At 63.7% G+C, this 26642-nt stretch carries 23 protein-coding genes; 11 read left to right on the top strand and 12 right to left on the bottom strand.

The features are described 5' to 3' along the window. Positions 1-293: 293 nt before the first annotated feature. From BJG93_RS19745 to BJG93_RS19735, 3 genes are read left to right on the top strand one after another with little or no spacing between them, the layout of a single operon-like run. A complete protein-coding gene (locus tag BJG93_RS19745; RefSeq protein ID WP_027195990.1) occupies positions 294-1499 on the top strand; it encodes a paraquat-inducible protein A in 1206 nt (401 codons plus the stop codon). Beyond that, positions 1496-2791 carry an MlaD family protein gene (locus tag BJG93_RS19740; RefSeq protein WP_027195989.1) on the top strand — a complete coding sequence of 432 codons (1296 nt, stop codon included), beginning with the start codon at positions 1496-1498 and terminating at the stop codon, positions 2789-2791. Before BJG93_RS19745 ends, BJG93_RS19740 begins: the two co-directional genes overlap by 4 nt. Further along, the gene (locus BJG93_RS19735; protein WP_027195988.1) at positions 2788-3423 is read left to right on the top strand and encodes a PqiC family protein; all 636 of its coding nucleotides are present in this window, start codon (positions 2788-2790) and stop codon (positions 3421-3423) included. Before BJG93_RS19740 ends, BJG93_RS19735 begins: the two co-directional genes overlap by 4 nt. Before the next feature lie 61 nt (positions 3424-3484). Here BJG93_RS19735 and BJG93_RS19730 read toward each other — a convergent pair whose 3' ends face one another. Continuing rightward, positions 3485-3844 carry a protocatechuate 3,4-dioxygenase gene (locus BJG93_RS19730; RefSeq protein ID WP_027195987.1) on the bottom strand — a complete coding sequence of 120 codons (360 nt, stop codon included), beginning with the start codon at positions 3842-3844 and terminating at the stop codon, positions 3485-3487. After that, positions 3841-4686 carry a gallate dioxygenase gene (locus BJG93_RS19725; RefSeq protein WP_027195986.1) on the bottom strand — a complete coding sequence of 282 codons (846 nt, stop codon included), beginning with the start codon at positions 4684-4686 and terminating at the stop codon, positions 3841-3843. The genes BJG93_RS19730 and BJG93_RS19725 overlap by 4 nt, the downstream gene beginning before the upstream one ends. Before the next feature lie 390 nt (positions 4687-5076). On the opposite strand from BJG93_RS19725, the gene BJG93_RS19720 reads away from it, so the two are divergent. Beyond that, positions 5077-5778 (top strand): GntR family transcriptional regulator, encoded by a 702-nt coding sequence (locus BJG93_RS19720; RefSeq protein ID WP_027195985.1) that lies wholly within the window; start codon positions 5077-5079, stop codon positions 5776-5778. Between the two features lie 56 nt (positions 5779-5834). Then, positions 5835-7082 carry a LysR family transcriptional regulator gene (locus BJG93_RS19715; RefSeq protein WP_034478618.1) on the top strand — a complete coding sequence of 416 codons (1248 nt, stop codon included), beginning with the start codon at positions 5835-5837 and terminating at the stop codon, positions 7080-7082. A 63-nt stretch (positions 7083-7145) separates the two neighbouring features. Here the strand turns inward: BJG93_RS19715 and BJG93_RS19710 are convergent, their stop codons facing one another. After that, positions 7146-9179 carry a tetratricopeptide repeat protein gene (locus BJG93_RS19710; protein ID WP_027195983.1) on the bottom strand — a complete coding sequence of 678 codons (2034 nt, stop codon included), beginning with the start codon at positions 9177-9179 and terminating at the stop codon, positions 7146-7148. Between the two features lie 237 nt (positions 9180-9416). Between BJG93_RS19710 and BJG93_RS19705 the strand changes: the two genes are divergently transcribed. From BJG93_RS19705 to BJG93_RS19685, 5 genes are all read left to right on the top strand, one after another. Continuing rightward, positions 9417-9827: a DUF2946 domain-containing protein gene (locus BJG93_RS19705; RefSeq protein WP_027195982.1), complete on the top strand. Its 411-nt coding sequence runs from the start codon at positions 9417-9419 to the stop codon at positions 9825-9827. Positions 9828-9909: 82 nt separating this feature from the next. Then, a complete protein-coding gene (locus BJG93_RS19700) occupies positions 9910-12282 on the top strand; it encodes a TonB-dependent receptor (RefSeq protein WP_027195981.1) in 2373 nt (790 codons plus the stop codon). Positions 12283-12353: 71 nt separating this feature from the next. Continuing rightward, positions 12354-13820 (top strand): PepSY-associated TM helix domain-containing protein, encoded by a 1467-nt coding sequence (locus BJG93_RS19695; RefSeq protein ID WP_027195980.1) that lies wholly within the window; start codon positions 12354-12356, stop codon positions 13818-13820. Between the two features lie 97 nt (positions 13821-13917). Beyond that, the gene (locus tag BJG93_RS19690) at positions 13918-14712 is read left to right on the top strand and encodes a DeoR/GlpR family DNA-binding transcription regulator (protein ID WP_027195979.1); all 795 of its coding nucleotides are present in this window, start codon (positions 13918-13920) and stop codon (positions 14710-14712) included. Then, a complete protein-coding gene (locus tag BJG93_RS19685) occupies positions 14709-15854 on the top strand; it encodes an MFS transporter (RefSeq protein WP_027195978.1) in 1146 nt (381 codons plus the stop codon). The genes BJG93_RS19690 and BJG93_RS19685 overlap by 4 nt, the downstream gene beginning before the upstream one ends. 6 nt (positions 15855-15860) lie before the next feature. Here the strand turns inward: BJG93_RS19685 and BJG93_RS19680 are convergent, their stop codons facing one another. The 5 genes from BJG93_RS19680 to BJG93_RS19660 all read right to left on the bottom strand — a co-directional run bounded on the left by BJG93_RS19680 (position 15861) and on the right by BJG93_RS19660 (position 18395). Continuing rightward, the gene (locus BJG93_RS19680; protein ID WP_027195977.1) at positions 15861-16727 is read right to left on the bottom strand and encodes a sterol desaturase family protein; all 867 of its coding nucleotides are present in this window, start codon (positions 16725-16727) and stop codon (positions 15861-15863) included. A 283-nt stretch (positions 16728-17010) separates the two neighbouring features. Further along, entirely contained in the window at positions 17011-17238 is a 228-nt protein-coding gene (locus BJG93_RS19675) for a hypothetical protein (RefSeq protein ID WP_027195976.1), read from the bottom strand. A gap of 84 nt (positions 17239-17322) precedes the next feature. After that, complete coding sequence (locus BJG93_RS19670) at positions 17323-17466, bottom strand: hypothetical protein (protein WP_167544173.1); 144 nt, start codon at positions 17464-17466, stop codon at positions 17323-17325. 58 nt (positions 17467-17524) lie between these two features. Beyond that, positions 17525-17815, bottom strand: coding sequence for a hypothetical protein (locus BJG93_RS19665; RefSeq protein ID WP_027195975.1), 291 nt, complete (start codon positions 17813-17815; stop codon positions 17525-17527). A 247-nt stretch (positions 17816-18062) separates the two neighbouring features. Further along, positions 18063-18395, bottom strand: coding sequence for a DUF2322 family protein (locus BJG93_RS19660; protein ID WP_027195974.1), 333 nt, complete (start codon positions 18393-18395; stop codon positions 18063-18065). Positions 18396-19120: 725 nt separating this feature from the next. On the opposite strand from BJG93_RS19660, the gene BJG93_RS19650 reads away from it, so the two are divergent. Continuing rightward, a complete protein-coding gene (locus tag BJG93_RS19650) occupies positions 19121-21313 on the top strand; it encodes a hypothetical protein (RefSeq protein ID WP_027195973.1) in 2193 nt (730 codons plus the stop codon). 106 nt (positions 21314-21419) lie between these two features. Here the strand turns inward: BJG93_RS19650 and BJG93_RS19645 are convergent, their stop codons facing one another. From BJG93_RS19645 to BJG93_RS19630, 4 genes are all read right to left on the bottom strand, one after another. Continuing rightward, positions 21420-22271, bottom strand: coding sequence for a carbohydrate ABC transporter permease (locus BJG93_RS19645; RefSeq protein WP_027195972.1), 852 nt, complete (start codon positions 22269-22271; stop codon positions 21420-21422). Between the two features lie 10 nt (positions 22272-22281). Then, entirely contained in the window at positions 22282-23256 is a 975-nt protein-coding gene (locus BJG93_RS19640; RefSeq protein WP_027195971.1) for a carbohydrate ABC transporter permease, read from the bottom strand. Positions 23257-23308: 52 nt separating this feature from the next. Then, positions 23309-24562, bottom strand: a complete 1254-nt coding sequence (locus BJG93_RS19635) for an ABC transporter substrate-binding protein (RefSeq protein WP_027195970.1) — start codon at positions 24560-24562, stop codon at positions 23309-23311. 84 nt (positions 24563-24646) lie between these two features. Then, on the bottom strand, positions 24647-26626 hold the full coding sequence (locus BJG93_RS19630; protein WP_027195969.1) for a beta-galactosidase: 1980 nt from the start codon (positions 26624-26626) through the stop codon (positions 24647-24649). Positions 26627-26642 lie beyond the last annotated feature (16 nt).

Below are 26642 nucleotides of genomic sequence, written 5' to 3'. Positions count from 1 at the left end.
AGCGGCGTAGCGCATGAGTGACACCGCGGATTTCAAGGCGGGAGAGGAGAAACCCTGAGAGTCAAAGTTGCCGAAATGGAGAGCTCGTCCTTAATCCGCTGCCTCTTTGCATGCGGCGTTCGTTCGTCACCCGGGAACGCGCCATGCTAGGGGAGGACAGGAGCTAGCGCGTGTGAGCGCGCCTGCGGTGCATTCACGCGCCAAACGGCGCAGGAGGTCGATGGGATGATCGGCGAAACCTCTTTCGCAACACACTGCCCGACTGAAAACGGACAGCCGATGGAGAACGCCGCATGACGATCGGCTGCCCCGAATGTGGCGCGCTCGAAGACATCCCGCCGCTCACCGCGCATACCTATGCGCGTTGCCGCACCTGTCACTTTCCGCTCGAGCGGCGTAGCGGCCGAAGCCAGGGCGCGGCGCTCGCCTGCGCGACGTCGACCTTCGTGCTGCTGTTTCCTGCCAACCTCGCGCCACTGATGGTCGTGCACATGCTCGGTATCGAGCACTCGTCCGTGCTGTCGTCGGGCATCGTGAAGATGTGGAACGACGGCTGGTTCATCCTTGCGCTGTTGCTCGGCACGTTCGGTATCGTGCTGCCGTTCATCCGTTTTGGCGGCCTCGTGGCCGTGCTGGTCGCGCTACGGCTCGGCAGGCGTACCCGCGGAATCGGCGCGCTGTTTCGCTGGACCACCTCGCTCGATATCTGGACCATGCCCGATGTCTACCTGGTCGGCTGCTTCGTCGGTTACGCGCGGGTGACGCAGAATCTGACCAGCTCGATCGGCCCCGGCGGCTACTGTTTCATCGCCGCGGCGCTGCTGTCGATGCTCACGCGCGCCTCGCTCGATCGACGAACCGTGTGGCGCGCGATCGTCGCCGACAATCCGCTGCCGGAACACGAAACGCCGTTGTGCTGCACGGTTTGCGATCTGGTCGTGCCGATGTCGCAGGAAGGGCGTCCCTGCCCTCGCTGCGGACTGACGTTGCGCGCTCGCAAAACCGACGCCGTCGTACGCGCATCCGCGCTGTCGCTCGCCGCGCTGGTTCTGACTATCCCGGCCAACTTGTTTCCGATGACCAGTTCGATGCAACTCGGGCGAATCCAGTCCCACCGGATCATCGACGGCGTCTACCAGCTGTTTCACGCCGGCCTGTGGCCACTCGGCATTCTGATCACCTGTACGAGCATCGTCATTCCGGTGGCGAAAATTCTCGGCATGGCGTGGTTCGTCGTTTCGGTTCAGCGCCGTTCGCGACGGCATCTGCGAGTCAAGACGCATCTGTATCGCCTGATCGACGAGTTGGGCCGATGGTCGTTCGTCGACGTGTTCACGATCGCGGCGTTCATACCGCTGATCCAGTTCGACGGCATCGCCTCGGCCCGACCGGCCATCGGCGCAACCGCGTTCGCGCTCGTCGTGTTGCTGACGATGGCGGCTTCGCACGCGTTCGACCCGCGCCTGATGTGGGACGTCCATCCGCGGAGCGAGCGATGAGCGGCACCCGCCCCCGTCGCTCGCACGCCCAGGTGCGCCGCAGCGCGTGGCCCGGCTGGATCTGGGCGGTGCCGATCGCAGCCTTCGCGATGGCCGGATGGCTCGGTTTTCGCGCGTTGATGCATCGGGGCGAGACTGTCACGGTCACGTTCGACAACGCGTACGGCATGAAGCCGCAAGACACGATCGTCACGCTGCGCGGCGTGAAGGTCGGCGACGTGTCGGACATTACGCTCGCGCCCGATGGCCAGCATGTGCAAGCCGAACTGAAGATAGATCGCGCCGAAAAAAAATATCTGCGCCGCGAGACAAAGTTTTATCTGCGCGGCGCACACGTGGACCTCAGCGATCCAGCGTCGCTCAAGGGCATGTTGTCCGGCCCCGAGATCGTCATGGAGCCTGGACCCGGCGAACCCGTGTCGCGTTTCGACGGAGTCGACCGCCGCCCGGCGCTCGCGCCGGGACACGGCCCGATCGTCACTTATCTGGTGCGATTCGACGGCGCCGTCGGCGAACTGAAGAACGGTGCCGTCGTGCAATTGCGCGGTTTCGACGTGGGCACCGTCACCAGCGTGCGCCTGAACTACGACGCCCGCACAGGCGCGCTGAGCACCCCGGTGCAGATCGCGCTGAACCCGTCGCAGCTCGGCATCGTCGGCGCGCCGGCGCCGGCCAACGGCGACTGGCGCCCGCTCGTCGACAGCATGCTCACCCGTCTCGTCGCCACGGGGTTGCGCGCGCGCTTGTCGCAAGATCCGCCGGTCGTCGGCGCCGACAAGATCGACCTCGACTTCGTGGCCGGTGCGCCAGTCGCGACGCTCGCGAGCGAGGACGGTCTGCCGGTGATTCCGAGTGTCGCGCCCGCGAATCTCGACACGACGATGGCCAAGGCCAACGAGGTGATCCAGAAAATCGACGATCTGCCGATCAGGCAAACCGGCGAACAGGTCCGCAGTATCGCCGCGCATATCAACGCGCTCAGTTCCTCGCCGCAGATCAAGGACAGCCTGACGCACATCGACCGCTCCGTCGCACAGATCGATCGCACGTTGCAGCAGGTCTCGCCGCAGATCGGTCCGCTCGTCGCGCAACTGCACGAGACCGCTAACGCGGCCGATCGCACGGTGGCCGCTGCGAATCGAACGCTCGGCGGCGACGCGTCGAGCCAGAACGACCTGCCTGCGGCGTTGCGGGAGCTGACCGACACCGCACGCTCGATTCGGGCGCTGGCCGACTATCTCGACCGCCATCCCGAGGCGCTGGTTCGGGGCAGGCAGCAGGAGGCTCAATGACGACGAGGTTCACTTTCTCCGTCAGGCGCGGCGTCGCGGCATCGGTCGGGACGAGCGTCGGGGCTGCGGCGTTGATCGCATCCGTCGCGGCCGTGGTGCTCGCCGGATGCGGGCACAGCATCCCGACGCGCTACGTGACGTTGAACGCGACGCCCGCCGACGCGCCGCCGGCCATGGCGCCGATGAGACCGATCCAACTGACTGCCGTGCATATTCCCGCGGTGCTCGATCGGCTCGAAGTCGTCACGCTGGCTTCGCAGAACCGCCTGACGATCGACGATAGCGAGCGATGGGGCGCACCGCTCGCGGAGATGATGCGCAGAACGCTTGCCCAGGACTTGCTCACGCGCCTGCCGGCCGGAGCGTTCGTCGTGCCGGATGCACCCGCGCCCCCCGGCACGCGCACGCTGGTCGTCACGGTGTTGAACGCCACGGCCGACGCGAGCGGCACGCTGACCCTGCAGGCGGAGTGGACCCTGTTGGCCGGGCATGCGGATCAGGCGACGCTGCGCCAGCAGGTGACGCTCGACTCAGCCATCAACGGACAAGGTGCGCCTGCGCAAGCCGCCGCGTTGAGCCGCGTACTCGGCAAGCTGGCCGACCGGATCGCGGCGTCGGTGGTCACGCACTGACCGAAGGCGCCATCAACCGCTTGACGGCGCTGCTTCGATGCACGCCTTCGACGCCCGACCTTTAGACGGCGTCGGGCACCTGACGGGTCTTCAGAAACGCTTCGAGCGTTTCGCCGCGCATGCTCGCGTACACGCCGAGATTCGTGATCTTCACCACGCGCGCGAACTTCTCCAGCACGAAGAAAGACACCCCGTAACGAATCAGACCGATCCAGTCGGTGTTGTCGACCAGCGTGCGTTCTTCCGGCGTCAGGCCGGCCGCATCGTAAGCGGCAGTGCGGTTTTCGAGCCACAGCGCGCGCGCCGACGCTTCGCGCATCTGCCAGAAAAAGCGGTTCAGGCGCATCGCCTTCATGCTCTGGCGGATATCGAACGGATACGTGCCGGTCAGTTCCTCGACGCCAATCAGTTGCGGATTCATGGGGCCACCTGTTCTTCGTAGATCGTCACGGCCATCGCGGTGCTGGTCGCGAGATAGTAGTTACGATGCAGTTCGCGGACCTTCCGGCCCAGCGCGCCGCGCATCGCGAGCCACATGATCGTCTCGACGCTTTCCGCGCCGCCCAGGCGCACGTAGTCGACGTGTTTCATCGCGGCAAGGCGCTCCGGATCGTTGACGATAAGGTCGAGAAACTCCATGTCCCATTCGGTATTGTTGAAACCACTGCGCTCGCCATGCACCTGGTGCGACAGCCCGCCCGTGCCGACCACCACGACCTTCAGATCCTGCTCGAACGATTCGATCGCGCGACGCAGCGCCTGGCCGAGCCGGTAGCAGCGATTCGCGGTCGGCAGCGGATACTGCAGCACGTTGACTTCGAACGGCACCAGCGACAGCGGCCAGCCGCCCTGATGCGGCAGCATCAGCGACAGCGGCGAATTGCAGCCGTGATCGAGCGCGCGGTCCTGAAAGACGGTCAGATCGAATTCGTCGGCGACCAGTTGCTCGGCCATATGAATCGCGAGATCCGGATGACCGGCGATGTCCGGCAGCGGACGCTTGCCCGCACCCTCATCGGCGAATTCGTGGTTGGCCGACACGCCGAGCGCGAACGTCGGATAGCAGTCGAAGAAGAAGCTGTTCGCGTGGTCGTTGTAGAACATCACCATCACGTCGGGCTTCTGGTCGGCCAGCCACTGCGCCACCGGTTCGTAGCCCTTGAAGAGCGGCGCCCATGCCGGTTCGTTCTGCTTGCCCTTGTCGTACGCCAACCCGATCGTGGGTACATGCGACGTGCCGATACCACCAATGATCCTTGCCATATTCGTTTTCTTCCGTCACTTCGTGCTGCTGCCAATCGGATAGGTCGCCGGATTCGATGCGCTGGTCAACGCGACCGTGTTGGGATACAAAGATAGAAATTTTGCCGTGATTCGGGAAGTCCGGGTATACGTGAGGTGGCGCGGGATTGATTGGTAGGAACGCCATGTTCTGGCGTTCAGCGAGCGGGTAACCCGCGCCGCGATCCGCGCCGCGCAGGGCTTACTCGGTATCCCAAAGCCCGTGCCGCAAGCCTTCCGCCCTGCCCTCGTGAATCGGCATCGATAAATAAAACAGATGGCTCGGAAAACAACTCGCAACGCACTTTTTAAGGCTTGGAGCGGCGCTGCTCGCGTGGCTATACTGCGGTGCTGCCGACGAGCGATGAAACGATGAACGAGACGACCCAGCAAGCGATTGTGCAGACGTTACGCGAAAGGATCCTGTCGGGCGAACTGTCGCCCGGTCAGCGTCTCGTCGAAGCGCAGCTTGCGCAATGGCTCGGCGTGTCGCGCACGCCGCTGCGTTATGCGTTGAGCGTGCTGTCCTCGGAAGGGCTGCTCGATCGCTCGGGCTCGCGCGGTTACGTCGTGCGCCGCTTCAGCGTACGTGACGTCCTCGACGCGATCGATGTGCGCGGCGTGCTCGAAGGACTCGCCGCGCGCTCGGTCGCCGAAAACGGCATGAGCCCCGCGCTTGCCGCCGCGCTCGACGACTGCCTGCGCGAAGGCGACGAGATTTTCGCGCAAAAGCATTTGCAGCCAGGCGACGACGTACGCTACGCGCAGATGAACGGCCGCTTCCATGCGCTGATCGTCGAAGCGGCGCAAAACCACGCGGCCGCGGCCGCGCTCAGTCTCAACGACAAGGTCCCGTTCGTGTCGCCGTTCACGATCGCATTCGACGAATCCGCGCGCGAGCGGCAATTCATGATGCTGCTGTACGCGCATCGCCAGCATCATGCGATCGTCGACGCGCTGAAAAAAGGCGAAGGCGCGCGCGTCGATGCGTTGATGAAAGAGCACACCCATATCTCGAAGGAAAGTCTGAATCTGTCCCTGCCGTCGTTGCATCTGATCGCGGGCGCCGCGTGAGCAAGGGCACGTTTTCCGCCGAAACCCGCCAGGCGGCCGCCAAAGCGCCGCTGTCGATCAGCAGCACGGACCTGCTCAATCTCGCGCAACTGCGCGCGTTCCGGCTCGTCGCCGATCTGGGCAGCGCGACGCGCGCGGCGGCCGCGCTGTTTCGCGCGCAATCGGCGGTCACGCGGTCCGTGCAGGAACTGGAGTCGGCGCTGGACGTCCCGCTGTTCGATCGCGGTCCCTCGGGCATGCTGCCGACCCCGGTCGGCCGCGCGGTGCTGCATCGCTGCGAGCGGATTTTCGCCGAACTCGAAGAGCTCGCCCAATGGTGCGCCGCGCGACAGACGCGCCGCCGGCCCGTCGCGGAAGGCGCATTGCCGGCGTATCTGCTCAACACGCGGCGGCTGCAACTATTCGTGGCGCTCGCGCGGCATCGGCATATGCCGAGCGCGGCGAAAACCTTCGGCATCAGTCAGCCCGCGGTGAGTACGGCGATCCGGGTGCTCGAAAGCGGCGCGGGGCTGAGTCTGTTCCATCGCAGCCCGCGCGGCATTCTGTTGACGGCCGAGGGGGAAACTTTTCTGCTGCACGTACGCCGCGCGCTGAACGAACTGCGGCACGTACCCGACGATGTCGCCGCATTGCACGGCAAGATTCAGGGCTCGGTGACGGTCGGCGCGCTGCCGCTCGGACGCACGCTGATCCTGCCGAAGGCGATCGCGAGGATGACTTCGGAGAATCCGGGCGTGCGCGTGATCACCGACGAAAGCGCGTACGAGACGCTCGTGGCCGGTCTGCGCGCGGGCGACATCGACTTCATTCTCGGCGCGCTGCGCAATAACGACGCGGCGAGCGGCCTGAAAAACGAGCGGCTGATGTCGGAAGACATGGTGGTGCTGGTGCGCCGCGATCATCCGCTGACCCGCGCGCGCAATCTGACCATCATGGGTCTGCGCGACGCGCAATGGATTCTGCCGCGCAGCAACGCGCCGGCGCGGGCGCTGTTCGAAACGCAATTCAAGCGGATGAAGGTGAAGCCGCCCCTGCCGACGGTCGAGACCGCCGACCTCGCGGTGATTCGCGGTCTGTTGCTCGGCACCGACATGGCGGCGGCCTTGTCCGCGCAGCAGTTGCATCACGAGATCCAGTCCGGCCAATTGACGGTGCTCGACGTACCGCTGCACAACACGAGGCGCGACATCGGCCTGACCCTGCGCGCGGCGGGCACGCCGTCGCCCGCCGCGCGGGCGTTGATCGACGCGATCCGGCTGTCGGTCGTCGACGTAACGCGCACGGTCAGCATCGGCCTGTATTGAGTGCTTCGACTTGATCGGTTGACGCGCAAAATGAAGCGTCGCCGTATCACCTGCGCCGACAATTCATCGCGCGCCGCCGAAGCGCTCCACGCACGCCTGCCGCACGCGCTCGACCGAGTTCGACCAGTCCTCGCCCGGCCCGCGCCGGAACAGACGCAGCGTGTGCGGATACCACGGCGAATCGTTGCGCTCGTGCATCCAGCGCCAATCGACGTCCCTGTCGGGCAGCATCACCCAGCACGGCTTACCGAGCGACGCGGCCAGATGCGCGATCGATGTGTCGACGCAGATCACCAGATCGAGCTGCGCGACGATCGCCGCGCTGTCGGCGAAGTCCGTCACGCGCGCGCCGAGGTCGAGCAGCGGCTGCGCGAGCGGCGGATTGCGCGCTTCGTCCTCACCCTGCCCTTTCTGCAAGCTCACGAAGTTCAGACCCGGCACGCGCCACAGCGGCGCGAGCGTGGCGAGCGACGGAATCGAACGATTCGCGTCGTTATGATGCTTCGCGTTGCCCTTCCAGACCAGACCGACTCTGTGGCCGAGCGGAAGCGCGTCGAGCGCGGGGCGCCAGGATTCGACGAGCGCGGCATCGACGCTCAACCGCACCGGGCGCGGAATCGTATCGAGCGTCGTACCCGAATGCAACGGCACGCTAAGAAGACTGGTCCAGTAATCGTAGGCCGCGACGCGCGCGAGCGCGCCGTTGTGATCGAGCACCGCATCGACGCCGTCCACCTTTGCGACCAGCCGATGCAACGCCGGCGCGCACGCAAACGCGATATGGACGGCCCCCAGCGCCTTCAGCAACGGCACATAGCGGCTGAACTGCAGCATGTCGCCGAGGCCGTCTTCCTGCCACAGCAGCAGGGACTTGCCTGCGAGCGGCTCGCCTGTCCATTGCAGACGACCGAGCATCGCCTTCGTCTTTCGATGAATGAAATGGGGCTGCTCATAGCGGCATTCATACAGGCGCCAGCCCTCCTCGAAGCGGCCCAGGGCCAGCAGCAATACGGCGAGGCCGAAACGTGCCTCGCCATAGTCGGGCTTGAAAGCAATCGCCTTTCGATACGCGCCTTCGGCCTCGGCCAGGCGCCCGAGTTGCGTCAGCGCGTTGGCAACGTTCGAGTGCGCCTCGGCGAGTTGCGGCGACAGCGCGAGCGCTTGCCGGAACGCGTCGAGTGCTTCCGCAAAACGCTCACGCACGCGCAGCACGCAGCCGAGATTGTTGTGCGCATGGGCAAGCGCAGGCTGGCAGCGAATCGCGTCGCGGTAGGCCTGCTCGGCCTCTTCGAAACGCTCCTGCCTGAACAGCGCCACGCCGAGGTTGTAATGCGCCTCGGCGTAATCCGCGCGATGCACGAGCGCTTCGCGGTACGCGGCCTCGGCTTCGCTGAGCCGATCGAGATCGACTAGCACCGCGCCGAGATTCAGATGCGCTTGCGCATACTCGGGCCGGATAGCCAGCGCGAGCCGGCAAGCCAGCTCCGCTTCCGCGAGACGCTGGGTCGCCTTCAGCACACTGCCGAGGTTATTGAGCGCTTCCGGATACTGCGGCTTTAAAGTCAGTGCCTCGCGAAACGCGGCGTCGGCTTCCGTGAGACGCCCGAGTTCGATCAGTACACTGCCGTGGTTGCAATGCGCCTCGGCATGCTCGGGGCAAAGCGTCACCGCCTGCCGATACGCCGCCTCCGCTTCAGCGCGGTAGCCGAGCCCGTGCAGCACGTTGCCGAGTTGATGATGGGCGTTCGCGTCGAGCGGGCGCAGCGACACCAGTTGCCGATACGTCGATTTCGCGGCCGACAGGCGGCCGAGCGTTCTGAACAGCGAGCCGAGGCTCGCGTAGACGTCCGCGTAATCGGGCTTCAGATACAGGCACTGACGCCAATAGTTCTCCGCGTCCGTCCACCGAAGCAGCGCGAACGAGCACGTGCCGGCGATGTTCAACGCCTCGGCGCGCTGATCGTTCGGCAAGGTGCCATCTTCGAGCAGCGGCGCGACGAGCGGCAATGCGTCGGCGAACTGTCCGGCCGCACATAACGACACGGCTCGCCGATTAATGTCGGCGATCGGAGAAGCAGACGTCTGCGTGGGTGTCATCTGTCGTGGCGATGTTTCAGCGGCGTGGTTGTGCAGCGGTCGCGCCGCCGTTGCGTTGTTGCGCTGTTGTTCCGATACGCGCAGTTCGGGCGATTTCACAGCATAAGTGATTCGCCTGCGTGTCAGCGCCCCGAAATAAGCGCATTTTCCCCGTCTAATCCGCCGCTATAGCCGTCATGACGAATGAAATGATCGCGCCGTGATGCTAGAATCGCCCCCGCCTTTTCTTCGACGATCATGACTCGACGCTCGCACAACCACTTGACCGCATGGCTTGGCCTCGTCGCCATGTGGCTCGTCGTGTTCGCGCCGCTCGTGAGTCAGTTGCTCGAATCGGGCCGCGCCCACGAGCCGGTTGCCGCGCTCTGTTCGGCGCTTCATCCGGCCGGCGCGAGCGATACGAGCAATGCAAGCGTCGCCGCTCAAACCAGCCCCGCGCCCGTGCACCTGAGCCACGACGATGCATTCGGCGCCTGCGGCTACTGTCATCTGCTCGAACATCACGTCGCGATGCCGATGCTCGCCGTCGTCGACCCCACGGCCGCGCTGCCGCTTGCCGGCACCGCGCCGCCCACGCTGTCCACCCGCTTCACGCCGCTTGGCGCGTTCCCGTCTGGACGTCCACGCGCCCCACCTGTCGTTTCCTGATCGCTGCCGGTCCTGATCGCGGATTCGTCGCTGATGTCGACGAGGCCTGCGATCGCCTGTTCAATGCATCGAGGAAACGCTCATGTTCAACTTCGCGCTGCGAAGGCTGTCTTGCGTCCGTCGTGACGCTGTTTATTGCGCTCATCGCGCGGGTCGTCGTCCCGTTCGTTGGTCCGCGCTCGTGCCGGCTTGCGTGCCGGCTTTCATCGCAAGCTCCGCGCAAGCGGCCGACGCCAACACCGACGCAATCCTGCCCGCCGTCAGCGTCAATGCGAGCGCAAGCAAGAGCGCCGCACCGCGTGCCGTCGACCCGAATCTCCCCGCCTCCGTCGAAACCGTCACGCGCGATCAGTTCGCGAACTGGAACGTCGTCGACAGCGAGGACGTGCTCAAGTACCTGCCGAACCTGGCGGTGCGCAAGCGCTTTATCGGCGACCTGAATTCGATCATCGCGGTACGCGGCACGAGCAATACGCAGAGCGCGCGCGGTCTCGTCTATGCGGACGGCTTGCTGCTGAGCGATCTGCTCGGCAATAGCTATTCGTTTCCGCCGCGCTGGTCGATGGTGGATCCGGACGAAATCCAGCAGGTCGACGTCATCTACGGGCCGTTTTCCGCGCTGTATCCGGGCAATTCGCTCGGCGCGACCGTGCTGATCGGCACGCGCATGCCGAAGCGGTTCGAAGCGAGCGTCGACGTCAAGGCATTCACGCAGCACTTCAGCCTGTTCGGCGTGAACCGGAGTTTCAACGGCAGCGAAGCGAGTGCGTCGATCGGCGACAGGATCGGCAAGTTCTCTTACCGGCTCGGCGTCAATCATCTCGAGAACACGAGTCAGCCGCTGCAATTCGCGACGCTCGCGCAATCGACCACGCCCGCAAAGGCCGGCGACACGCCCGTCACCGGCGCCTATTTCTACCGCAACCAGACCAATACGCCGACGGCCGTGCTCGGCGTGAACGGCGAAGGCATCGAGCACACGGTGCAGGACCAGTTCAAGCTGAAGATGCAGTACGACTTCACGCCGACACTGCAGGCCGGCTTCACGCTCGGCTACTGGCATCAGACGTACAGCAGCGAAACCTCGACGTTCCTGCGCGACGCGGACGGCAACGCCGTGTACAGCGGCAACGTGTCGATCGACGGTAATCACTACACGATTCCGGCGGCCGCGTTTGCGCCGAGTCTCGGGCACAGCGAGAACTGGCTCTACGGCGTATCGCTGAAAACGCGCAACGCGACCGGCTGGAACGGCGAGGCGATCGCATCGTATTACGACATCGGCAATAGCGTCGCACGCACCGCGAATGCCGGCGACCCCGGCCATGGTCCCGGCACCGTGCTGTTCGGCGACGGCACCGGTTGGAAAACGCTGGACCTGCGCGGGACCTATACGCCCACGATCGATCAGGCAGGACCACGCAATCACACACTGAGCTTCGGCTACCACTACGACAACTACTTCGTCGACAACCAGACGTACAACACGCTGGACTGGCGTGACGGCGACCCGACCTCGTTCGCCAACGCATTCACCGGCAAGACCCAGACGCAGGCCCTGTATGCGCAGGACGCGTGGCGCCTGGTGCCGCGCTGGAGGCTCGTCTTCGGCGTGCGCTATGAAGACTGGCAGGCCTACGATGGCGCGCAGTCGCTGCCGGGCACGACCATCGCCTACGGCAACGCCAGTCAGCGTCGCTTTTCGCCGAAGGCGTCGTTATCGTTCGATGTCAGCGACGATCTGACTTTACACGCATCGATCGGTCGCGCTTATCGCTTCCCGACCGCGAGCGAACTGTTCCAGGGGCAAATCAATGGCTCCGCGATCGTCAACAACAATCCGCATCTGCAGCCCGAAGACGACCTGTCGAAAGAGCTGAGCGCCGAATGGGCGCACTGGAATGGCGTGTTCCGCCTGTCGCTGTTTCAGGACGACGTGAAGAACACGATCTTCAGCCAGACCGACACCACCGTGATGCCGAACGTGACGAACTTCCAGAACATCGGCAAGGTCCGCTCGCGCGGCGTCGAAACGAGCTATTCGGGCGAGGACGTGTTCGTGCACAACCTTGATCTGCTGGCGAGCGTCGCCTACACGCAGTCGAAGATTCTCGAGAACGCGCAGAATCCGGCCTCGGTCGGCAAGTACTTTTACCGCATTCCGCTGTGGCGCGCGACGCTCGCCGCGACCTGGCACTTCGACGCGCGCGCCGCGCTGACGCTTGCAGCACGTTACTCGGGTCGCCAGTACAACACGCTGACGAATACCGACACAAATCCCAACGTGTTCGGCGGCACCAGCACCTACACGGTCGCCGACGCGAAGTTCACGTTCAAGCCGACGAAGCTCAGCGAAATCGGCATCGGCGTCGACAACCTGTTCGATGCGCGGTACTTCGTCTACCACCCGTATCCCGGCCGCACGTTTTATGTCGAAGCGAAGCTGCATCTCTGAGCAAGGCGCAACACGCTGCGAACCGCTTGTCGCACACGAACGCATCGCCCCATTTGCCCGACGAGGATTTCATGTCCACGACTCGAACCGCCGAACGCACGCGGCCGCAAAACAGTACGACACTTGCCGCGACGAGCGGCCCCGCACATCCAGGTTATCGAACACTATGGCGCTGGCATTTTTACGCGGGCCTCTTCGTGATGCCATTTCTACTCGTGCTTGCGATCACCGGCACGCTGTACTGCTTTCAGCCGCAGCTCGAACCGCTGCTTTATCGACAGCAAATGATCGTCGCACCGCAAGCAGTGCCGAGGCTGCCCGACAACGTGTTGCTCGCGAAAGCGCGCGCGGCGATGCCGCCCGGCTCGGTCGCGACGACCGCCGTGATCACGCGCGATCCGCAACGCAGCGCCGAATTCGTGTTTCGTCTCGCGGACCGCACGCAGCAGAGCGTCTATCTGAATCCGTACAACGGCGACGTGCTGGGCACGCTGAGCGTCGAGCATCGCTTGATGCAGGTGGATCGCATGCTCCATCGCAAGTTGCTGCTCGGCAAGCCCGGCGAACTGCTGATGGAACTGGCAGCATGCTGGACGCTCGTGATGATCGGCACCGGCATCGCACTGTGGTGGCCGCGCGGCAAGACGACCGCGCCCGCCTCGCTGCTGCCGCGCCTGGCGCTGAGAGGACGCCCGCTGTGGAAAAACCTTCACGCGGTGATCGGCATCTGGCTCGCGCTCGGCGCACTTGCGTTCGTATTGACGGGTCTGCCGTGGACCGGCTCGTGGGGCAAGCAGTTCAAGGCGTTCGCGACCGCGACGAAGCTCGGCGCGCCGCCGGGCGCGTGGGGCGGCTTGCCGTTGCGCTCCAGCGTGCCGGGAGCGCAAGCGGACCACGCCGACATGGACTCGATGCCCGGCATGGTCATGGACGACCTGCCGTTGCCGCTGAAGCCGTGGGCCGCGGGCAACGCGCGTGTGCCGTCTTCCGTCGCCACCGCTGCGGCACGGCCGCTGTCGCTCGGCGCTATCGTCGCGCTCGCCGCGTCGCTCGACCTCACGAACGGCTACAGCATCGTGCTGCCGGATTCGGCAACCGGCGTCTACACGCTTTCCTATTTCCCCGCGAATCCGCAAGATGAACGCACGCTGTACGTCGACCAATACAGCGGCGCAATCCTGCGGGACATTCGCTACGGCGATTACGGCGCGATCGCGAAAGCCGTGTCGTACGGCACGTCGTTGCATATGGGTCGGTTCTTCGGCGTCGCGAACCAGATAGTGTGCGCGGCCATTTCGCTCGGCCTCGCCGCGCTTGCTGTGACCGGCTTCGTGATGTGGTGGAAACGTCGACCGCAACGCTCGCTCGGCGCACCGTCGCGCGAGCGCGGCGCGCCGCCGATGCGCGGCTGGAAGGCCGGCCTCGTGCTGCTCGGCATCCTGTTCCCGCTGATGGGCGCGACGCTCGTCGCGGTATGGCTGCTCGACCGGCTGGTTTTCGCCCGCGGCTCACGACCGGAACTGAACGGCGCCGCGTGAGATCAGGACAGCCGTATCGCGCCGCTTGCATCGTCAGATCGTTTACGCTATGTTTTGCTCGGTTATGATCGGTTTACCCGGAACGGAGACGAGCCCCATGCAGCGAACCCGAGAAGAAGCGATCAACGGGCTACTGCCCGACCAGCGCGAAGCGCTGATTCTGGAGCGATTGCGCACGCATGGTCGCGTGCTCGCAGCCGAGCTTGCCGCCGAGCTGCAGACCTCCGAGCACACGGTGCGCCGTCATCTGCGCGATCTCGCGGACCAGGGCCACTGCAAGCGCGTATACGGCGGTGCATTGCTGATGTCGCCCGCCGACAAACCCGCGGCGGTGCGCATGCACGAAGCCGTCGATCGCAAGGCACGCCTTGCCGCGGCGGCCGTATCGATCGTTCGTCCGAAGCAGATCGTGCTGCTCGACGCCGGCTCGACGAACGTCGCGATCGCGGCAGCGTTACCCGAGAACGCCGGCTTGACCGTCGTCACGAATTCGCCCGAGGCCTGCGCGCGCCTGCTGAATCGCCCGGGGCTCGACGTGATATTGGTCGGCGGCCGCATCGCAAGCGGCGCGGCGGGCTCGCTCGGTGCGACCGCCCTGCTGCAAATCCAGCAGATTCGCGCGGACCTCTGTTTTCTCGGCGCCTGCGCCTTCGATCCCGACGAAGGCGTCGCCGCGTTCGACGCGGAGGATGCCGAACTGAAACGCGCGATGGTCAAAGCGAGTGGCCAGCTCGCCATCGCGCTGACTTCGGAAAAGCTGATGACCGCGGGGCGGTTCGCGGTAGCGCCGGTGTCGGCGGTCGATTATCTGTTCGTCGAAGCGGACGTGCCGGGTGCTCGTGTCGCAAGCCTCCGGGCAGTGTGCGACAACGTGATGGTGGCACGCCCATGAACCCACTCGCCAGGGAACGCATCGCGACGCTCGCCGTCTTTCTCGCCAACGGTTTCGGCATCGGTGCATGGGCGGTCGAGGTGCCCCGCATCAAGGAAAGCCTGGGGCTTGACGATACCTCGCTCGGCATCGCGCTGTTCTGCTTCGCGCTCGGCGCCATCGTGGCGATGCCGCTCGCGGGACAGCTCGCGCCGCGCGTCGGCAGCGGCCGCGCGACCGCGCTACTCGGCGCGGCATTCGCGATCGCGCTGCCCTTGCCCGGCGTCGCGCCCGGCATGCTGATGTTGTGCGTGGTGCTGTTTGCGCTCGGCGCGTCGAACGGCGCGCTCGACGTGTCGATGAACGGACATGCGAGCGCGATCGAAACCCGCTGGCGCGCGCCGATCATGTCGTCGTTTCATGCCGCGTGGAGCGCGGGCGGCCTGCTTGGCGCGGCGAGCGGCGCGGTGCTGCAGAAAGCCGGCATCGGCGTCGTGGGCGGGTTGCTCGCGCCCGATCTGTTCATCGCAGCCCTGCTCGTTGTCGCCGCGTCGTTGGCGTTGCGCGATATCGGTCCGCGCGCGGCCGCCGCGTCGAGCGGCTTCGCATGGCCGGACAGCAGCGTGATGAAATTGGCGCTGCTCGCGTTCATGTGCATGCTCGTCGAAGGCGCGGTGGCCGACTGGAGCGCGGTGTACTTGCGCTCCACCTTGAACCAGCAAGCGAGCGTCGCTGCGATCGGCTACTCCGCGTTCGCGTTTTCGATGGCGGCCTGCCGGATCGCCGGCGATGCGTCGGTGCGACGCTTCGGTTCGAGCAAGGTCGTCGCGCTCGGCGGTCTGATCGCGCTCGCGGGACTCGCGCTCGTGCTGAGTCTGCCCACCGTGCTGACCGCGTGCGTCGGCTTCGCGATGGTCGGCATCGGTCTCGCGAATATCGTGCCGGTGATTTTCAGCGCGGCGGGTCGTTCGAGCGCAACGCCCGCGGTCGGCGTGTCGATGGCGGCCACCTTCGGCTATGCGGGCTTTCTGGTCGGGCCGCCGCTGATCGGTTTCGGCGCTGGCGTGCTCGGCTTGCGCGCGGCGTTGTGCGTGCTCGTGATGGCCACGCTGATCGTGTCGCTCTTGGGCGGCAAGGCGGTGCGTGGCGCACAACCCGCTTAACCAGCGCTATTTCGCTTCCTTGTCGAGCACGGCGACCGGCTTGCGAGCCGGTAACGCATCGCGTCCCGCGTGCTGCCCCAACGGCCAGCTGAACGCGCCGAGCAGCGAGCGCGGTTGCGTGCCATCGTCGAGACCGGTGGGCGGCCATTCGTGCTTCGCGGGCACCCAGCGCGTGCCGAATACGTGATCCCACATCGGCAACAGCTGCGTGAAGTTGTGATTGACATGCTCGCCGCGAATCGAGTGATGCAGACGGTGATACTGCGGATTGTTGACCCATGTGACGTAGCGGCCGAGGTCCACGCGCAGATTCAGATGCGCGAAGTAGTTGCCGAACATGAACACGATCGACGTCGCGCCGACGATCCACGGCTCGACCTTGAACAGTACGCCGACGAGCGGATAAACCAGGCAGCCCTTGAGCAGCACTTCTATCCAATGATGCCGCAACGTGATCGTCACGTTGAAATCCACCGCGCTATGGTGCAGCGAATGCAGCTTCCATAGGATGGGCCACGTGTGCTGCAAGCGATGAAACGCGTATTCGAGGAAATCGATGGTCAGCAGCACGATCACGAACGAAGCGAGCGCGCCCCACCCGCGCGACACCAGCGCGACCATGCCGCCGCCGAGCGCATTCACGATCGCGACGCTCGCGGCCGCGGTCAGCGGCTTGGTGGCTTCCGCCAGCGCCAGATACAGGCCGGCGTACGCCAGGTTCAAACGCTGGTCCGCGCGCGACTGCAGCAACGCGGCCGGCCAGCGACGCTCGAGCAACGCGCAGAGGCCCATCACGACGAGCACCAGTGCATAGCCTTGCAGCCACAGGCTCGCGTGGTGCAGCAATGCGGGAAATGGGCTCGACGCTAACATGGAATTCCCTGGTGCGGCGGACGCGGATCGTCTAGTGCGGATCTGAAACGACAGCGGCGTTAGCGTGATCTTCGCAGCCCGCCAGCCGGCGCGCAAGCGCCCGTTTACGCGGCGCCGCCGCGACTTCGGATTCGCCCGCAAGCACGGGAAAAATGGCGGGGTCACGTCATGCGACGAGTTCGCGCCGAGTCGCGGAGACCGGCGTGTTGCAAAGCCGAAACGGCGAGCGACGTCTTCCGCGGCAGGTCGGATGTTCGACTCTGCCGCCGAAACGTCGACCTGATCAAGACAACGAAGCGAGCATGTTGGACAGGCGCCGGACGTGGGCTTTGAACGCGTCGCTCGTTTCGCGGTTCGTGGTGGAATTCAGAGGCGAGCTTTCGGCGAGTTGCGCCTGCTCGTGAAAATCGTTGGCGATGCTGCGCTTGATATCGTCAGGCAGCGACCGCACGATAGAGACCAGCAAAGCCTCTTCGGCGTGCAACATGCCGAGAATCGAATGGGTGTCCATAGCAGAACCTCCGGGGGAACGTCGGCGGTGCCGGCCGGCGTTCCTCATGTTACCCCGTTGGTTCCGCGTGGTTGGCAGCGCGTGTTACTCCGCGATCGAATAGCGCGACGCACGAGCACGCGGCGGTTTCGCCTCACGCTCGACGCGCGGACTCGCTCCGCGGATCAACAGGACCGCGCAAAGCGCGACCATGGCCCAGATACAAAGAATGACGGTCAAAGCGCTCATGTCGGTTTCCGGAACGTCGGGACGACGGGTGGGTACGGTGATGCTGCCGCGTAGGCAGTCAGTGCAGCGTGGATCGCTCGGGCGCACCGAACAGCAGTTCGTCGATCAGCGCGGTGGTGAAGGTCAGCTGCGTTTCGAGCGATTGGCGCGCGGCCTGCGCGGCCGCTTCGTCGCTGCGGGCGACGGCCGCGTGCGCCTGAGTGGCGAGACGCACGATGGCTTCGGAACCGCGTTGCAGTACGCGCATCGCGTCGTCGTTAGCGCCCGGTGTCGGCTGATCGCCTTCCGAGGTGGTGAATTCCGGCAGGTCGGCGTCGAACCGGCGGCGATTGTTGTGACGGGTAGACATCCGAGGCTCCTGACGGAAAAGCGCGCTATGCGCGACGGGACGAACCGAGTGTGCGCCGGCCTCCCGCGTTTCAATTTGCCGAACAGCGGCCGAATATGAAACCAATCCGACGGTTCGAGAAAAGCAAGGGTTTTTGCCGAGCAACCAGCGCTGATGAGCCACGAATCCGGGTCGGCGGAGGCGTCGGATTCGCGGCAGCGGGAGGGAAAACGTATACCTTGCGAAGCGAAAAAGGCTTTGAGCGGCCTTACGCTGCCGGCACAACGTCGAGGCGCAATGCCTCGCCGCCAGCGGCAATCGCCAGCAGGTGGTCGACGTTCGGATGCGCGCCCGGACGGTTGCGGGCATCGGTCGTATGCTCGGCGAACAGTGCGAGGCCGTATGCGGCCGCCTTCGCGTCGAGCGTGCCGAATGCGCTGCGCAGGTGGTTGTACACCGCGAGCGAGCCTTGCTTGCCCGGTTTGTTCTCGATGCTAGCGACCACGGCACCGTTGCCGTTGACTAGATCGATGCGCGCGATGCCGTCGATCGCCGGCATTCTGGCGAGATTATCCTTGAAAACGTTGCTCGGTTCGATCATTGAAACGACTCCTTCGGTCCTAAAAAATCCATGGCGGGCCGTATCTTATCCGATGGCCGGCGAGCAGGTGAAAATGAGGCGCTCGGCACCGCCGCATCGACCCAGGATTACTAGGACTACGAGCTAAATTTCTGCTCCCGACATCGCGACGATCCGTCGGGAAAACGTTTAACTTGAACGACCCGAAACCACGAAACAGCCCACCGTGTAATCGTTTTTGAAGGAAGCAAGCATGGAGACGAAAGCAATCCTTCGACAGCGCGACCATCAAATGCTTCGTGAATCTAACTAAATTTCAAACAATTAATCGGCTCGATAATCGCCTTGGCATCGCCTCGAGACTCACGCTTCAGGACCATGTTCAAAACGGGAATCACGTAGCCAAATATCCCGCCATTCCAATTTGGCCGCAAGTGGATCGCGATTCGATGGTATTTGACGGCGCTTGCAAAGTGCATTGAGATATGATCTCCTATGTCTTACAGAGCACGTGGCTAAGGCCCACGGCCCCAAAGCTAGCCATTACTTAGGGGGCCGCGGTTCGACGCTGCAGGACCGCGCCTTTCTGGCGGTCTCCGGTTATCTGACGACTGATGTTATCGTCAGTGCCGGATTATCCTTGCGCGTCACGGTTGATTTAATATTGACCCGCTAAAAAGGATAATCACCTACATTCGAAAAAGGTTAATCAGACCGACATTTAAATAAAAATTTCGGAGACAAAAATGCTTTCATCGAAGAAAACTACGCTTGCCTTTGCCCTGAGTGCCGCCACCGCGCTTTTATTCAGCGCCTGCGGCGACGGCGTGAACGACGCCTCGTCCTCTTCCGCCGGCAACTCGCCCACGAACTCACCCGCCCCCACGCCCGATCCTTCGAAAAACGGCGCCATTTCGCTGCACGGAATCGTCTATGGCGCGGCCGATACCAGCGTACCGACCGGCGCGGGCGTTCCGATCACGATGATGGGGCAAATGCGAGCGCTGTTCGATCTGATCAGAAAATCGTCCGATTTCACCCAGGTCGTGATGGATCTCGGCGACGGCAGCCCGGTCCACGTGCTTGATACGAACACCGGCGACAAATTCCTGCCCGGCAAGCTCGCGCTCGGTTTGTCGTGGATCCTGATCGACATGAAAACGAAAGGCGATCCGGCCTACGCCGACTATCTGGCGACGTACCAGAAAATCACGATCGCGATGATGACGCAGATGACCGGCTCCAACTACACGTATGCGAATACGTCCTGGGGCGAGTACTACTACCTGGTCGCGCTCAACAATTTCCAGGCTCACGGCATGCTCAATGAGGTGTTCAGCGACGCGATGCTGAAGACGCTGCAGGCACGACTGAACTTCTGCGACATGTTCGGCGCGGATGCGAGCGGCAAGACCGATACCTGCCCCGCCGCCGGCACGCCGATCGATGTCGCGTCGCTCAATACCGCGCAGAACTACTACGCGGTGTCGTATGGCATCGCGGGGTTGCGGCAGAAGCTCGGCTGGAGCAACCCGACGTTCTCATCGACCACCGACGCGACCGTGGCCACGATGAACGCGCGCGACGCGCTGCTGTACACGCTGACGAAGCACATCCGCAATGACTCGTCGGGCGGCTTCTCCGACGAAGCGTCGAACACCCATACGACCTATTACGACCAGGCACGATACGACCGCTACAGCACGTTGCTGATCGGCGAAGTGACCGAGCGCACGTTGGAAATGGGCAATCAGGCGAACCTGACGCCGGAGTTGAAATCGTATCTGCGCAACTCGGTCAACCTGATTCTTCCGCAGCTCAATACCAACGGCGAGGGCTTCAACTATGGCCGCTCGATCGGCCCGTACGGCGACTCGGCTTTCATGGAAGTGCTGACCGCGGCGGCCAATGCCGGCGTGCTGACTGATCAGGAAATGAAGGTCGCCTATACGTACATCTACAAGTCGGCTCTGCGCTTCAGCAACTTCTGGTACGACCCGACGCTGCCGACGCCGTCGGTCAACATGTGGGTCAAGGGCCGCGGCACCGACTCGTATCGCGGCAAGCCGCGCGTGATGGGCGAAAACTTCAGCCTGCTGCATCAGTACATGTACGTCAACGCGTGGTGGGACAAACTGGGTTTCAACGGCAAGGCGCCGCTGTCGGATACCGACATGCAGGCCTACCTCGACGCGTTGCCGCACTACACGCTGACCTGGTACAACCAGCCGACCGATACCGCGCATCCGTATAGCGCCGCGCTCATCACCGTGCGCGACGGCAAGCGCGTGATCAACCTCAACCTGAGCCAGGCGCCCGATTACAACTCGTACACGCCGTACTATCCGGCGCCGTCCTCGGACAACCTCGCGTACGGCACGACGGACCTCGGCTATGCGCTGCTGATTCCGCAGGTCACCTACAACGGCAAAACCTATATTCCGGTCACGTACTACAAGAACCTGAACGTGCAGGAAACCAATGGCCAGGTGGTCGTCACGTTCGACACCGCGAAGTTCAGACAAGCGGCCAAGAACGCCCTGTACACGACGGATCTCGACCTGCAGGTGCACACGGTGATGACGTTCAGCAAGGGCACGATGACGCGCACCGATACCCTGAGCTCGGGGACGCTGACGGGCAATCTCGCGGTGGAAACCGACTACACGTCGTTCGCGGACTTCCAGAACACGACGGCGAATAGCGACGGCTACTCGGTCAACTACACGAATAGCCCCGCGACGAACTACGCGGCCATGGGTTTCGATAGTTGCGCGCTGTCGCAGTTCGATACGGTGAACGGTGCAACCAACCCGCTGTCGACCACGCCGATTGGGCAGCTGCACTCCAATTTCGCGTGTACGACGAACCCGTTCGCGTTGACGGGCGGCGCCACCCGCAAGCTGTCGTGGACGCTGAAGTACGCTGATCCGGCCTGATAGCGGCAAGCGCCTTCCTTCCTGTTCTCAGGGAGGAAGGCCTCGTTTGCTGGCTGATGGAGGAACGCGGCGGCAGTCTACGCAGCGTGACCGCGCGCAAACCTCTTCACCCCTTCGTCGCGCCGAACGTCAAGCCCGCGACAAAATGCTTCTGCATCGCGAAGAACATCGCGACCGACGGCAGCGCCGCCAGAATCGATCCCGCCGAAACGAGATTCCACGCGGTCGTCCACTGCCCCTTCAGCGCGGCCACGCCGACGGTGATCGGTGCCGCGTCATCGCCTTGCGTCAGACACAACGCCCAGAAATAGTCGTTCCACACGAACGTGAACACCAGGATCGCCAACGCCGCGAGCGCGGGACGAATCAGCGGCAGCACGATCCTGAAGAACACGGTCCACTCGTTCGCGCCTTCGATGCGCGCCGCCTCCACCAGTTCGAACGGCAACTGCTTGATGAAGTTGCGCAGAAACAGTGCGCAAAAGCCGGTCTGAAACGACACATGAAACAGAATCAGCGCGCTCACGGTATTGAACAGCCCGAGTTGCAACGACAGGTCGCGCACGGGAATCATCAGCACCTGGACGGGTACGAAGTTGCCCGCGACGAACGTGGCGAATAGCGTCGAATTGCCCCGAAAGCGATAGACCGCCAACGCGAAGCCCGCCATTGCCGCGAGTGCGATCGAGCCCACCACCGAAGGCAACGTGATCAGCACGCTGTTCCAGAAGTAATGCAGCATCGGCGACGTCGTCAATGCCTCGCGATAATTGTCGAACATCGCGAAGTGCTTCGGCCATCCCCAGTAGTTGCCCTCGCTCAGCTCTTCGGTCGAACGCACGGACGTGACGAGTACCGCGATCATCGGCAGCAGCCAGATCACGAGTGCAATCGGCAGCGTCAGCTTGTACGCACGGCGCGTGGCCGGCTTCCATTTGTCGATCGGAATCGGAAACATCAGCGGCTCCTTATTGCTCGGCGCGCAGCATCCGCCGCAGGTGATAAACGATGTACACGAGCATGATGCCGAACAGCACCACCGCGATCGCCGCCGAATAGCCGATGCGGTAATACTTGATCGCCTGGTCGTACATGAAATAGGCGAGCACCGTCGAGCTTTCGAACGGACCACCGCCCGTCATCACCGAAATCAGATCGAAGCTGCGCAGCGCGCCGATGATCGTCACGACGATCGCCATGAACGTCGTGGGCCGCAATTGCGGCAGAATCACATGCCATAGCATCGACCACCCCTGCGCGCCTTCCATTCGCGCAGCTTCGATCTGCTCGGCGTTTAACGTCGTCAAGCCGGTCAGATACAGAATCATGCAGTACGCGGTTTGCGGCCACAGCGCGGCGAACACGATGCCGAACGTCGCATAGCGCGGGTCCCCGAGCACCGGCACGCCGTGACCGAGGATCATCGCGAGCAGGCCGAAGGTCGGATCGTAGAACCATGAAAATACCAGCCCGACCACGACGCCCGACAACACGAACGGCGCGAAAAACAGCGACTTGACGATACGGATGCCGGCCACCGCCTGATTCAGATACAGCGCGACGCCGAGACCCATTGGCGGTGCGAGCAGGAACAGCACCAGCCAGATCAGGTTGTTCTTCAGCGCCGTATAGAACGTCGGCGTATGGAGCAGCTCGATGTAGTTCGCGAGGCCGATGAAGGTCGGCTCGGTCATCCCATCCCAGTTGAAGAAGCTCAGGCGGATCGTCGAGACGATCGGCCACACCACGTACACCGCCACCATGAAGCAGGCCGGCGCGAGGAACAGGAACGCGGCGCGCCGCTGCCGCCGCGCGGTCGGTGTCGGCCCGCGCCGGCGCGATGGGACGGACGCACCGCCCAGCGCGCCGCCTGACGCCGGCAAGCCTGGTGCGCCCGCTTCAACAGGACCGCCGACGCTATGCCGGCTGACGGAATGCGACACGATCAATCTCCCGATCCGATGCATCGGACAGCGGCCTTGCGGCCGCCGCCGCTCACTTCTTGTAGATACGCTGACGCGTCTGTTCGAGCTGCGCGAGGATGTCGTCGACTTTCGACGGATCGGAGACGAACTGCTGCATCCCCTTCATCCCTTCGTCGGCCATTTCCTTCGTCATGTCGCGATCATAGAACTGCGCGATACCGCCCTTCGTATTCGACAGGATCTGGAAGCCGATTTTCGAAACCGCATCTTCAGGCTCGGGCGACTTGCTGTTCGCGGACAACGAGCCCAGTCCCTTCCCGAGTTGCGCGCCGATCTCGGGCGTCTCGACGAAAGCAAGGAACGTGTGCGCATCGGACTTGTTCTTCGCCTTCGATGGAATATGCAGCGATTCGACCGGCCCATCCTCGGCGGTCGGCACCTTGGCGTCGATGATCGGGAACTGGAAATATCCCATCTGCGGCTTCACGTTGTCGGGGAAACCCGCCGCAATGAAGGTCCCCATCAGCATCATGCCGGCCTTGCCCTGGAACAGGAACGGCTGCACCGCGTCGAGATCGTAGGACAGTGAATTATTGATGAAGTAGCCGTCGTCGATCAGTTGCTTCCACGTCGTATAGACCTTCTTCACGCGCGGATCGGTGTACGGGATCTCGCCGGCCATCAGCTTCTGATGAAACGCGTTGCCGTTCAGGCGCAGATCCAGATAGTCGAACCAGCCGGCAAGCGTCCACGCATCGCGGCCCGCCACCGCGATCGGCGTAATGCCGGCGGCCTTCAGCTTTTTCGAGGCATCGAGAAACTCGTCCCACGTTTTCGGCTCGCCCTTGATGCCGGCCTTCTCAAACAGGTCCTTGCGATAGAACATTCCCCACGAGTAGTACACGGTCGGCGCGGCATACTGCTTGCCCTTGTACGACGATGCTTCTTTCGTCGACGCATACATGTCGTTCCAGCCGTTCTTCTGCCAGTCGCCGGTCAGATCGTCGAACAGGCCGCGCTGCGCGTAATACGCCATGCGTTCGCCGTCATGCCAGTTGACGATATCGGGCGCGACAGTGGAAAGCCAGCCCGGTAACTGAACCTTATAGGCTTCTTCATCGATGAACGACACCTTCACGTCGATTCCGGGGTGCGCTTTCTTGAACTCGTCGACCACCTGCTGCCACACCGCGCGCTGGCCCGCGCCCTTGTAGGCGATGTTCAATGCGAGCGTGCTCGCCTGCGCGGTGCTGGCGACGGAGGTTCCCGCGGCAACCGCGGCCAGCGCGAGCGCCAGCAGAATCTTGCGTGGTTTCAATTTCATTCTGACTGTCTCCTTTCTTTGATGATTTTTGCGTCGTTGTCGCTTCGATGTCGAATCACTGCATGGGATTGCTACGGCCAACTTCTATTGCGAGCGGTAGACCGCCACACCTTGCGGCGCCACCTCGTGCGAACCGATCACGAATGCGTCGTCCGATACGTTGTCGAGCGTGTGGACTTGATCGCCGTAATTGAACACATAGGTCAGTCCGCCGCGACGGCTGATGCGCAGACTATCGCCGAGTGCCTGCGTGTCGAGGCCCGCTTCCTGCGCGATCCGCGCGAACAGGCGCATGGTCAAAGCGTCGTCGAACAGGCTCGCGAAGTAGTGATACGCGCCGCTTCGCACGTACGCCGGATGATCGTCCGCGAAACGCGCGCGCACGTCGAATGAAGCGGGCCCATCGCTGTCGATGAAATCGCGCCAGTGCCGCGCGACACCATCGGCCGTACCGCCTGTCTGTCCGAGCAGCACCGCTTCGGTCACGTTCGGCCGCATCGACTCGACGCGCCATACGCGCAGCGGCAGCACCGACGTCAATGCGCCAGGCGGCAGATTCGCCGGAATCCGCAGCTCGCGCGTCTTCGAACCGGTGCGTGGACCGAGCACGACTTGCGCGCCCGAGCGCGTCAGACGTTCGGCGAAATCGTCAGGCACGACCGGCAGCGGCGGCACGACGATAAGGCTATAGCCATCGAACGATGCATCGACCGGCACGACATCGACGTCGAGTCCTAGCGCGCGCAAAGCCGAGTAGTACTCGAACGCAAACCGCGGATAGTGAAAGTCCGCGCCCTGCGGATGAATCTCGAACAACCACTTCGCTTCGTAGTCGTAGACGAGCGCGACTTTCGAGCGGATCTGCGCGTTGGCATCGGCATGTGCGGCGAGCACCGTGTGGATTTCCGACGCCACCTGGGATGCTTCACTGCCGCCAACGTCGAGCCGGTTGTCGGGCGTATTGAGCCCCGCATGCATCTGCTCCTGCGCGAACGGCGCCTGACGCCAGCGGAAATACGACACACAGCCCGCGCCGTGCGCGAACGCTTCCCAGCTCCACAGCCGCACCATGCCCGGCAGCGGTGCCGGGTTCCACTGAGCCCAGTTCACCGGTCCCGGCTGCTGCTCCATCACCCAGAACGGCAGCTTCGACATGCCGCGATACACATCGTGATTGAACGATGCGAAATCCGGATGACCACTACGCAACCAGCGCGCCTTGACGTCCGGCGCGAACCACTGCTCTTCGAGCCCGCCGAGCGGATAGCTGTCCCACGCCGCGACGTCGAGATCGGCCGCGACCTTGTAATGATCGAACTCGGTGAAGAGCTGCATGAAGTTGTGCGCGACGGGCCGCCCCGGCGAGTGCGCGCGAATGATCTCGACCTGCATGCGGTTGTAGCGCGCCACTTCGTCGGAGGCGAAGCGCCGGTAGTCGAGCCGATGCGACGGATGCGCCTCGGTCACGGTGCCGACAGGCGCGTCGATGTCTTCGAAGCCGCGGTATTCCATGCTCCAGAACACCGTGCCCCATGCCTCGTTCAGCGCCTGGATCGTGCGATAACGCGCCTTGAGCCACTCGCGAAAGCGCGCGACCGCGGCCGGCGAATAACTGACGACGGTGTGATGACAGCCGAATTCGTTATCGGTCTGCCAGTAGGCGACCGCCGGATGCTGACCGTAACGCTCGGCCACCGCGCTGCAGATGCGCCGCGACGCCTCGAAATACGCGGGCGACGAGAAATCGTAATGACGCCGTGAACCGAAACCGCGCGGGCGTCCATCGGCGCCGACCGGCAGGATGTCGGGATGACGATCGATCAGCCACTTCGGCGGCGTCGCGGTCGGCGTGCACATGACGACCTTCAGGCCAGCCGCGCCGAGTACGTCGACGGCGCGATCGAGCCAGCCCCAATCGTATTCGCCAGGCGTCGGCTCGATCCGGCTCCACGCGAATTCCGCGATTCGCACCTGCTCGATGCCGAGCGCTTTCATCCGCCGCGCGTCGTCTTCCCACATCGACTCGGGCCAGTGCTCCGGGTAATAACAGACTCCGATACGCATCCCTATGTCCCCAATG

The sequence above is a fragment of the Paraburkholderia sprentiae WSM5005 genome (assembly GCF_001865575.2).
Lineage (GTDB): Bacteria > Pseudomonadota > Gammaproteobacteria > Burkholderiales > Burkholderiaceae > Paraburkholderia > Paraburkholderia sprentiae.
Note: the sequence above shows the minus strand (reverse complement) of the source record. Positions and strands in the feature narration are given on the sequence as shown.

Coding starts and splice junctions, on each gene's coding strand:
- BJG93_RS19745 (WP_027195990.1), top strand. CDS start 294: ATGACGATCGGCTGCCCCGAATGTGGCGCGCTCGAAGACATCCCGCCG.
- BJG93_RS19740 (WP_027195989.1), top strand. CDS start 1,496: ATGAGCGGCACCCGCCCCCGTCGCTCGCACGCCCAGGTGCGCCGCAGC.
- BJG93_RS19735 (WP_027195988.1), top strand. CDS start 2,788: ATGACGACGAGGTTCACTTTCTCCGTCAGGCGCGGCGTCGCGGCATCG.
- BJG93_RS19730 (WP_027195987.1), bottom strand. CDS start 3,844: ATGAATCCGCAACTGATTGGCGTCGAGGAACTGACCGGCACGTATCCG.
- BJG93_RS19725 (WP_027195986.1), bottom strand. CDS start 4,686: ATGGCAAGGATCATTGGTGGTATCGGCACGTCGCATGTACCCACGATC.
- BJG93_RS19720 (WP_027195985.1), top strand. CDS start 5,077: ATGAACGAGACGACCCAGCAAGCGATTGTGCAGACGTTACGCGAAAGG.
- BJG93_RS19710 (WP_027195983.1), bottom strand. CDS start 9,179: ATGACACCCACGCAGACGTCTGCTTCTCCGATCGCCGACATTAATCGG.
- BJG93_RS19705 (WP_027195982.1), top strand. CDS start 9,417: ATGACTCGACGCTCGCACAACCACTTGACCGCATGGCTTGGCCTCGTC.
- BJG93_RS19700 (WP_027195981.1), top strand. CDS start 9,910: ATGTTCAACTTCGCGCTGCGAAGGCTGTCTTGCGTCCGTCGTGACGCT.
- BJG93_RS19695 (WP_027195980.1), top strand. CDS start 12,354: ATGTCCACGACTCGAACCGCCGAACGCACGCGGCCGCAAAACAGTACG.
- BJG93_RS19690 (WP_027195979.1), top strand. CDS start 13,918: ATGCAGCGAACCCGAGAAGAAGCGATCAACGGGCTACTGCCCGACCAG.
- BJG93_RS19685 (WP_027195978.1), top strand. CDS start 14,709: ATGAACCCACTCGCCAGGGAACGCATCGCGACGCTCGCCGTCTTTCTC.
- BJG93_RS19680 (WP_027195977.1), bottom strand. CDS start 16,727: ATGTTAGCGTCGAGCCCATTTCCCGCATTGCTGCACCACGCGAGCCTG.
- BJG93_RS19675 (WP_027195976.1), bottom strand. CDS start 17,238: ATGGACACCCATTCGATTCTCGGCATGTTGCACGCCGAAGAGGCTTTG.
- BJG93_RS19670 (WP_167544173.1), bottom strand. CDS start 17,466: ATGAGCGCTTTGACCGTCATTCTTTGTATCTGGGCCATGGTCGCGCTT.
- BJG93_RS19665 (WP_027195975.1), bottom strand. CDS start 17,815: ATGTCTACCCGTCACAACAATCGCCGCCGGTTCGACGCCGACCTGCCG.
- BJG93_RS19660 (WP_027195974.1), bottom strand. CDS start 18,395: ATGATCGAACCGAGCAACGTTTTCAAGGATAATCTCGCCAGAATGCCG.
- BJG93_RS19650 (WP_027195973.1), top strand. CDS start 19,121: ATGCTTTCATCGAAGAAAACTACGCTTGCCTTTGCCCTGAGTGCCGCC.
- BJG93_RS19645 (WP_027195972.1), bottom strand. CDS start 22,271: ATGTTTCCGATTCCGATCGACAAATGGAAGCCGGCCACGCGCCGTGCG.
- BJG93_RS19635 (WP_027195970.1), bottom strand. CDS start 24,562: ATGAAATTGAAACCACGCAAGATTCTGCTGGCGCTCGCGCTGGCCGCG.
- BJG93_RS19630 (WP_027195969.1), bottom strand. CDS start 26,626: ATGCGTATCGGAGTCTGTTATTACCCGGAGCACTGGCCCGAGTCGATG.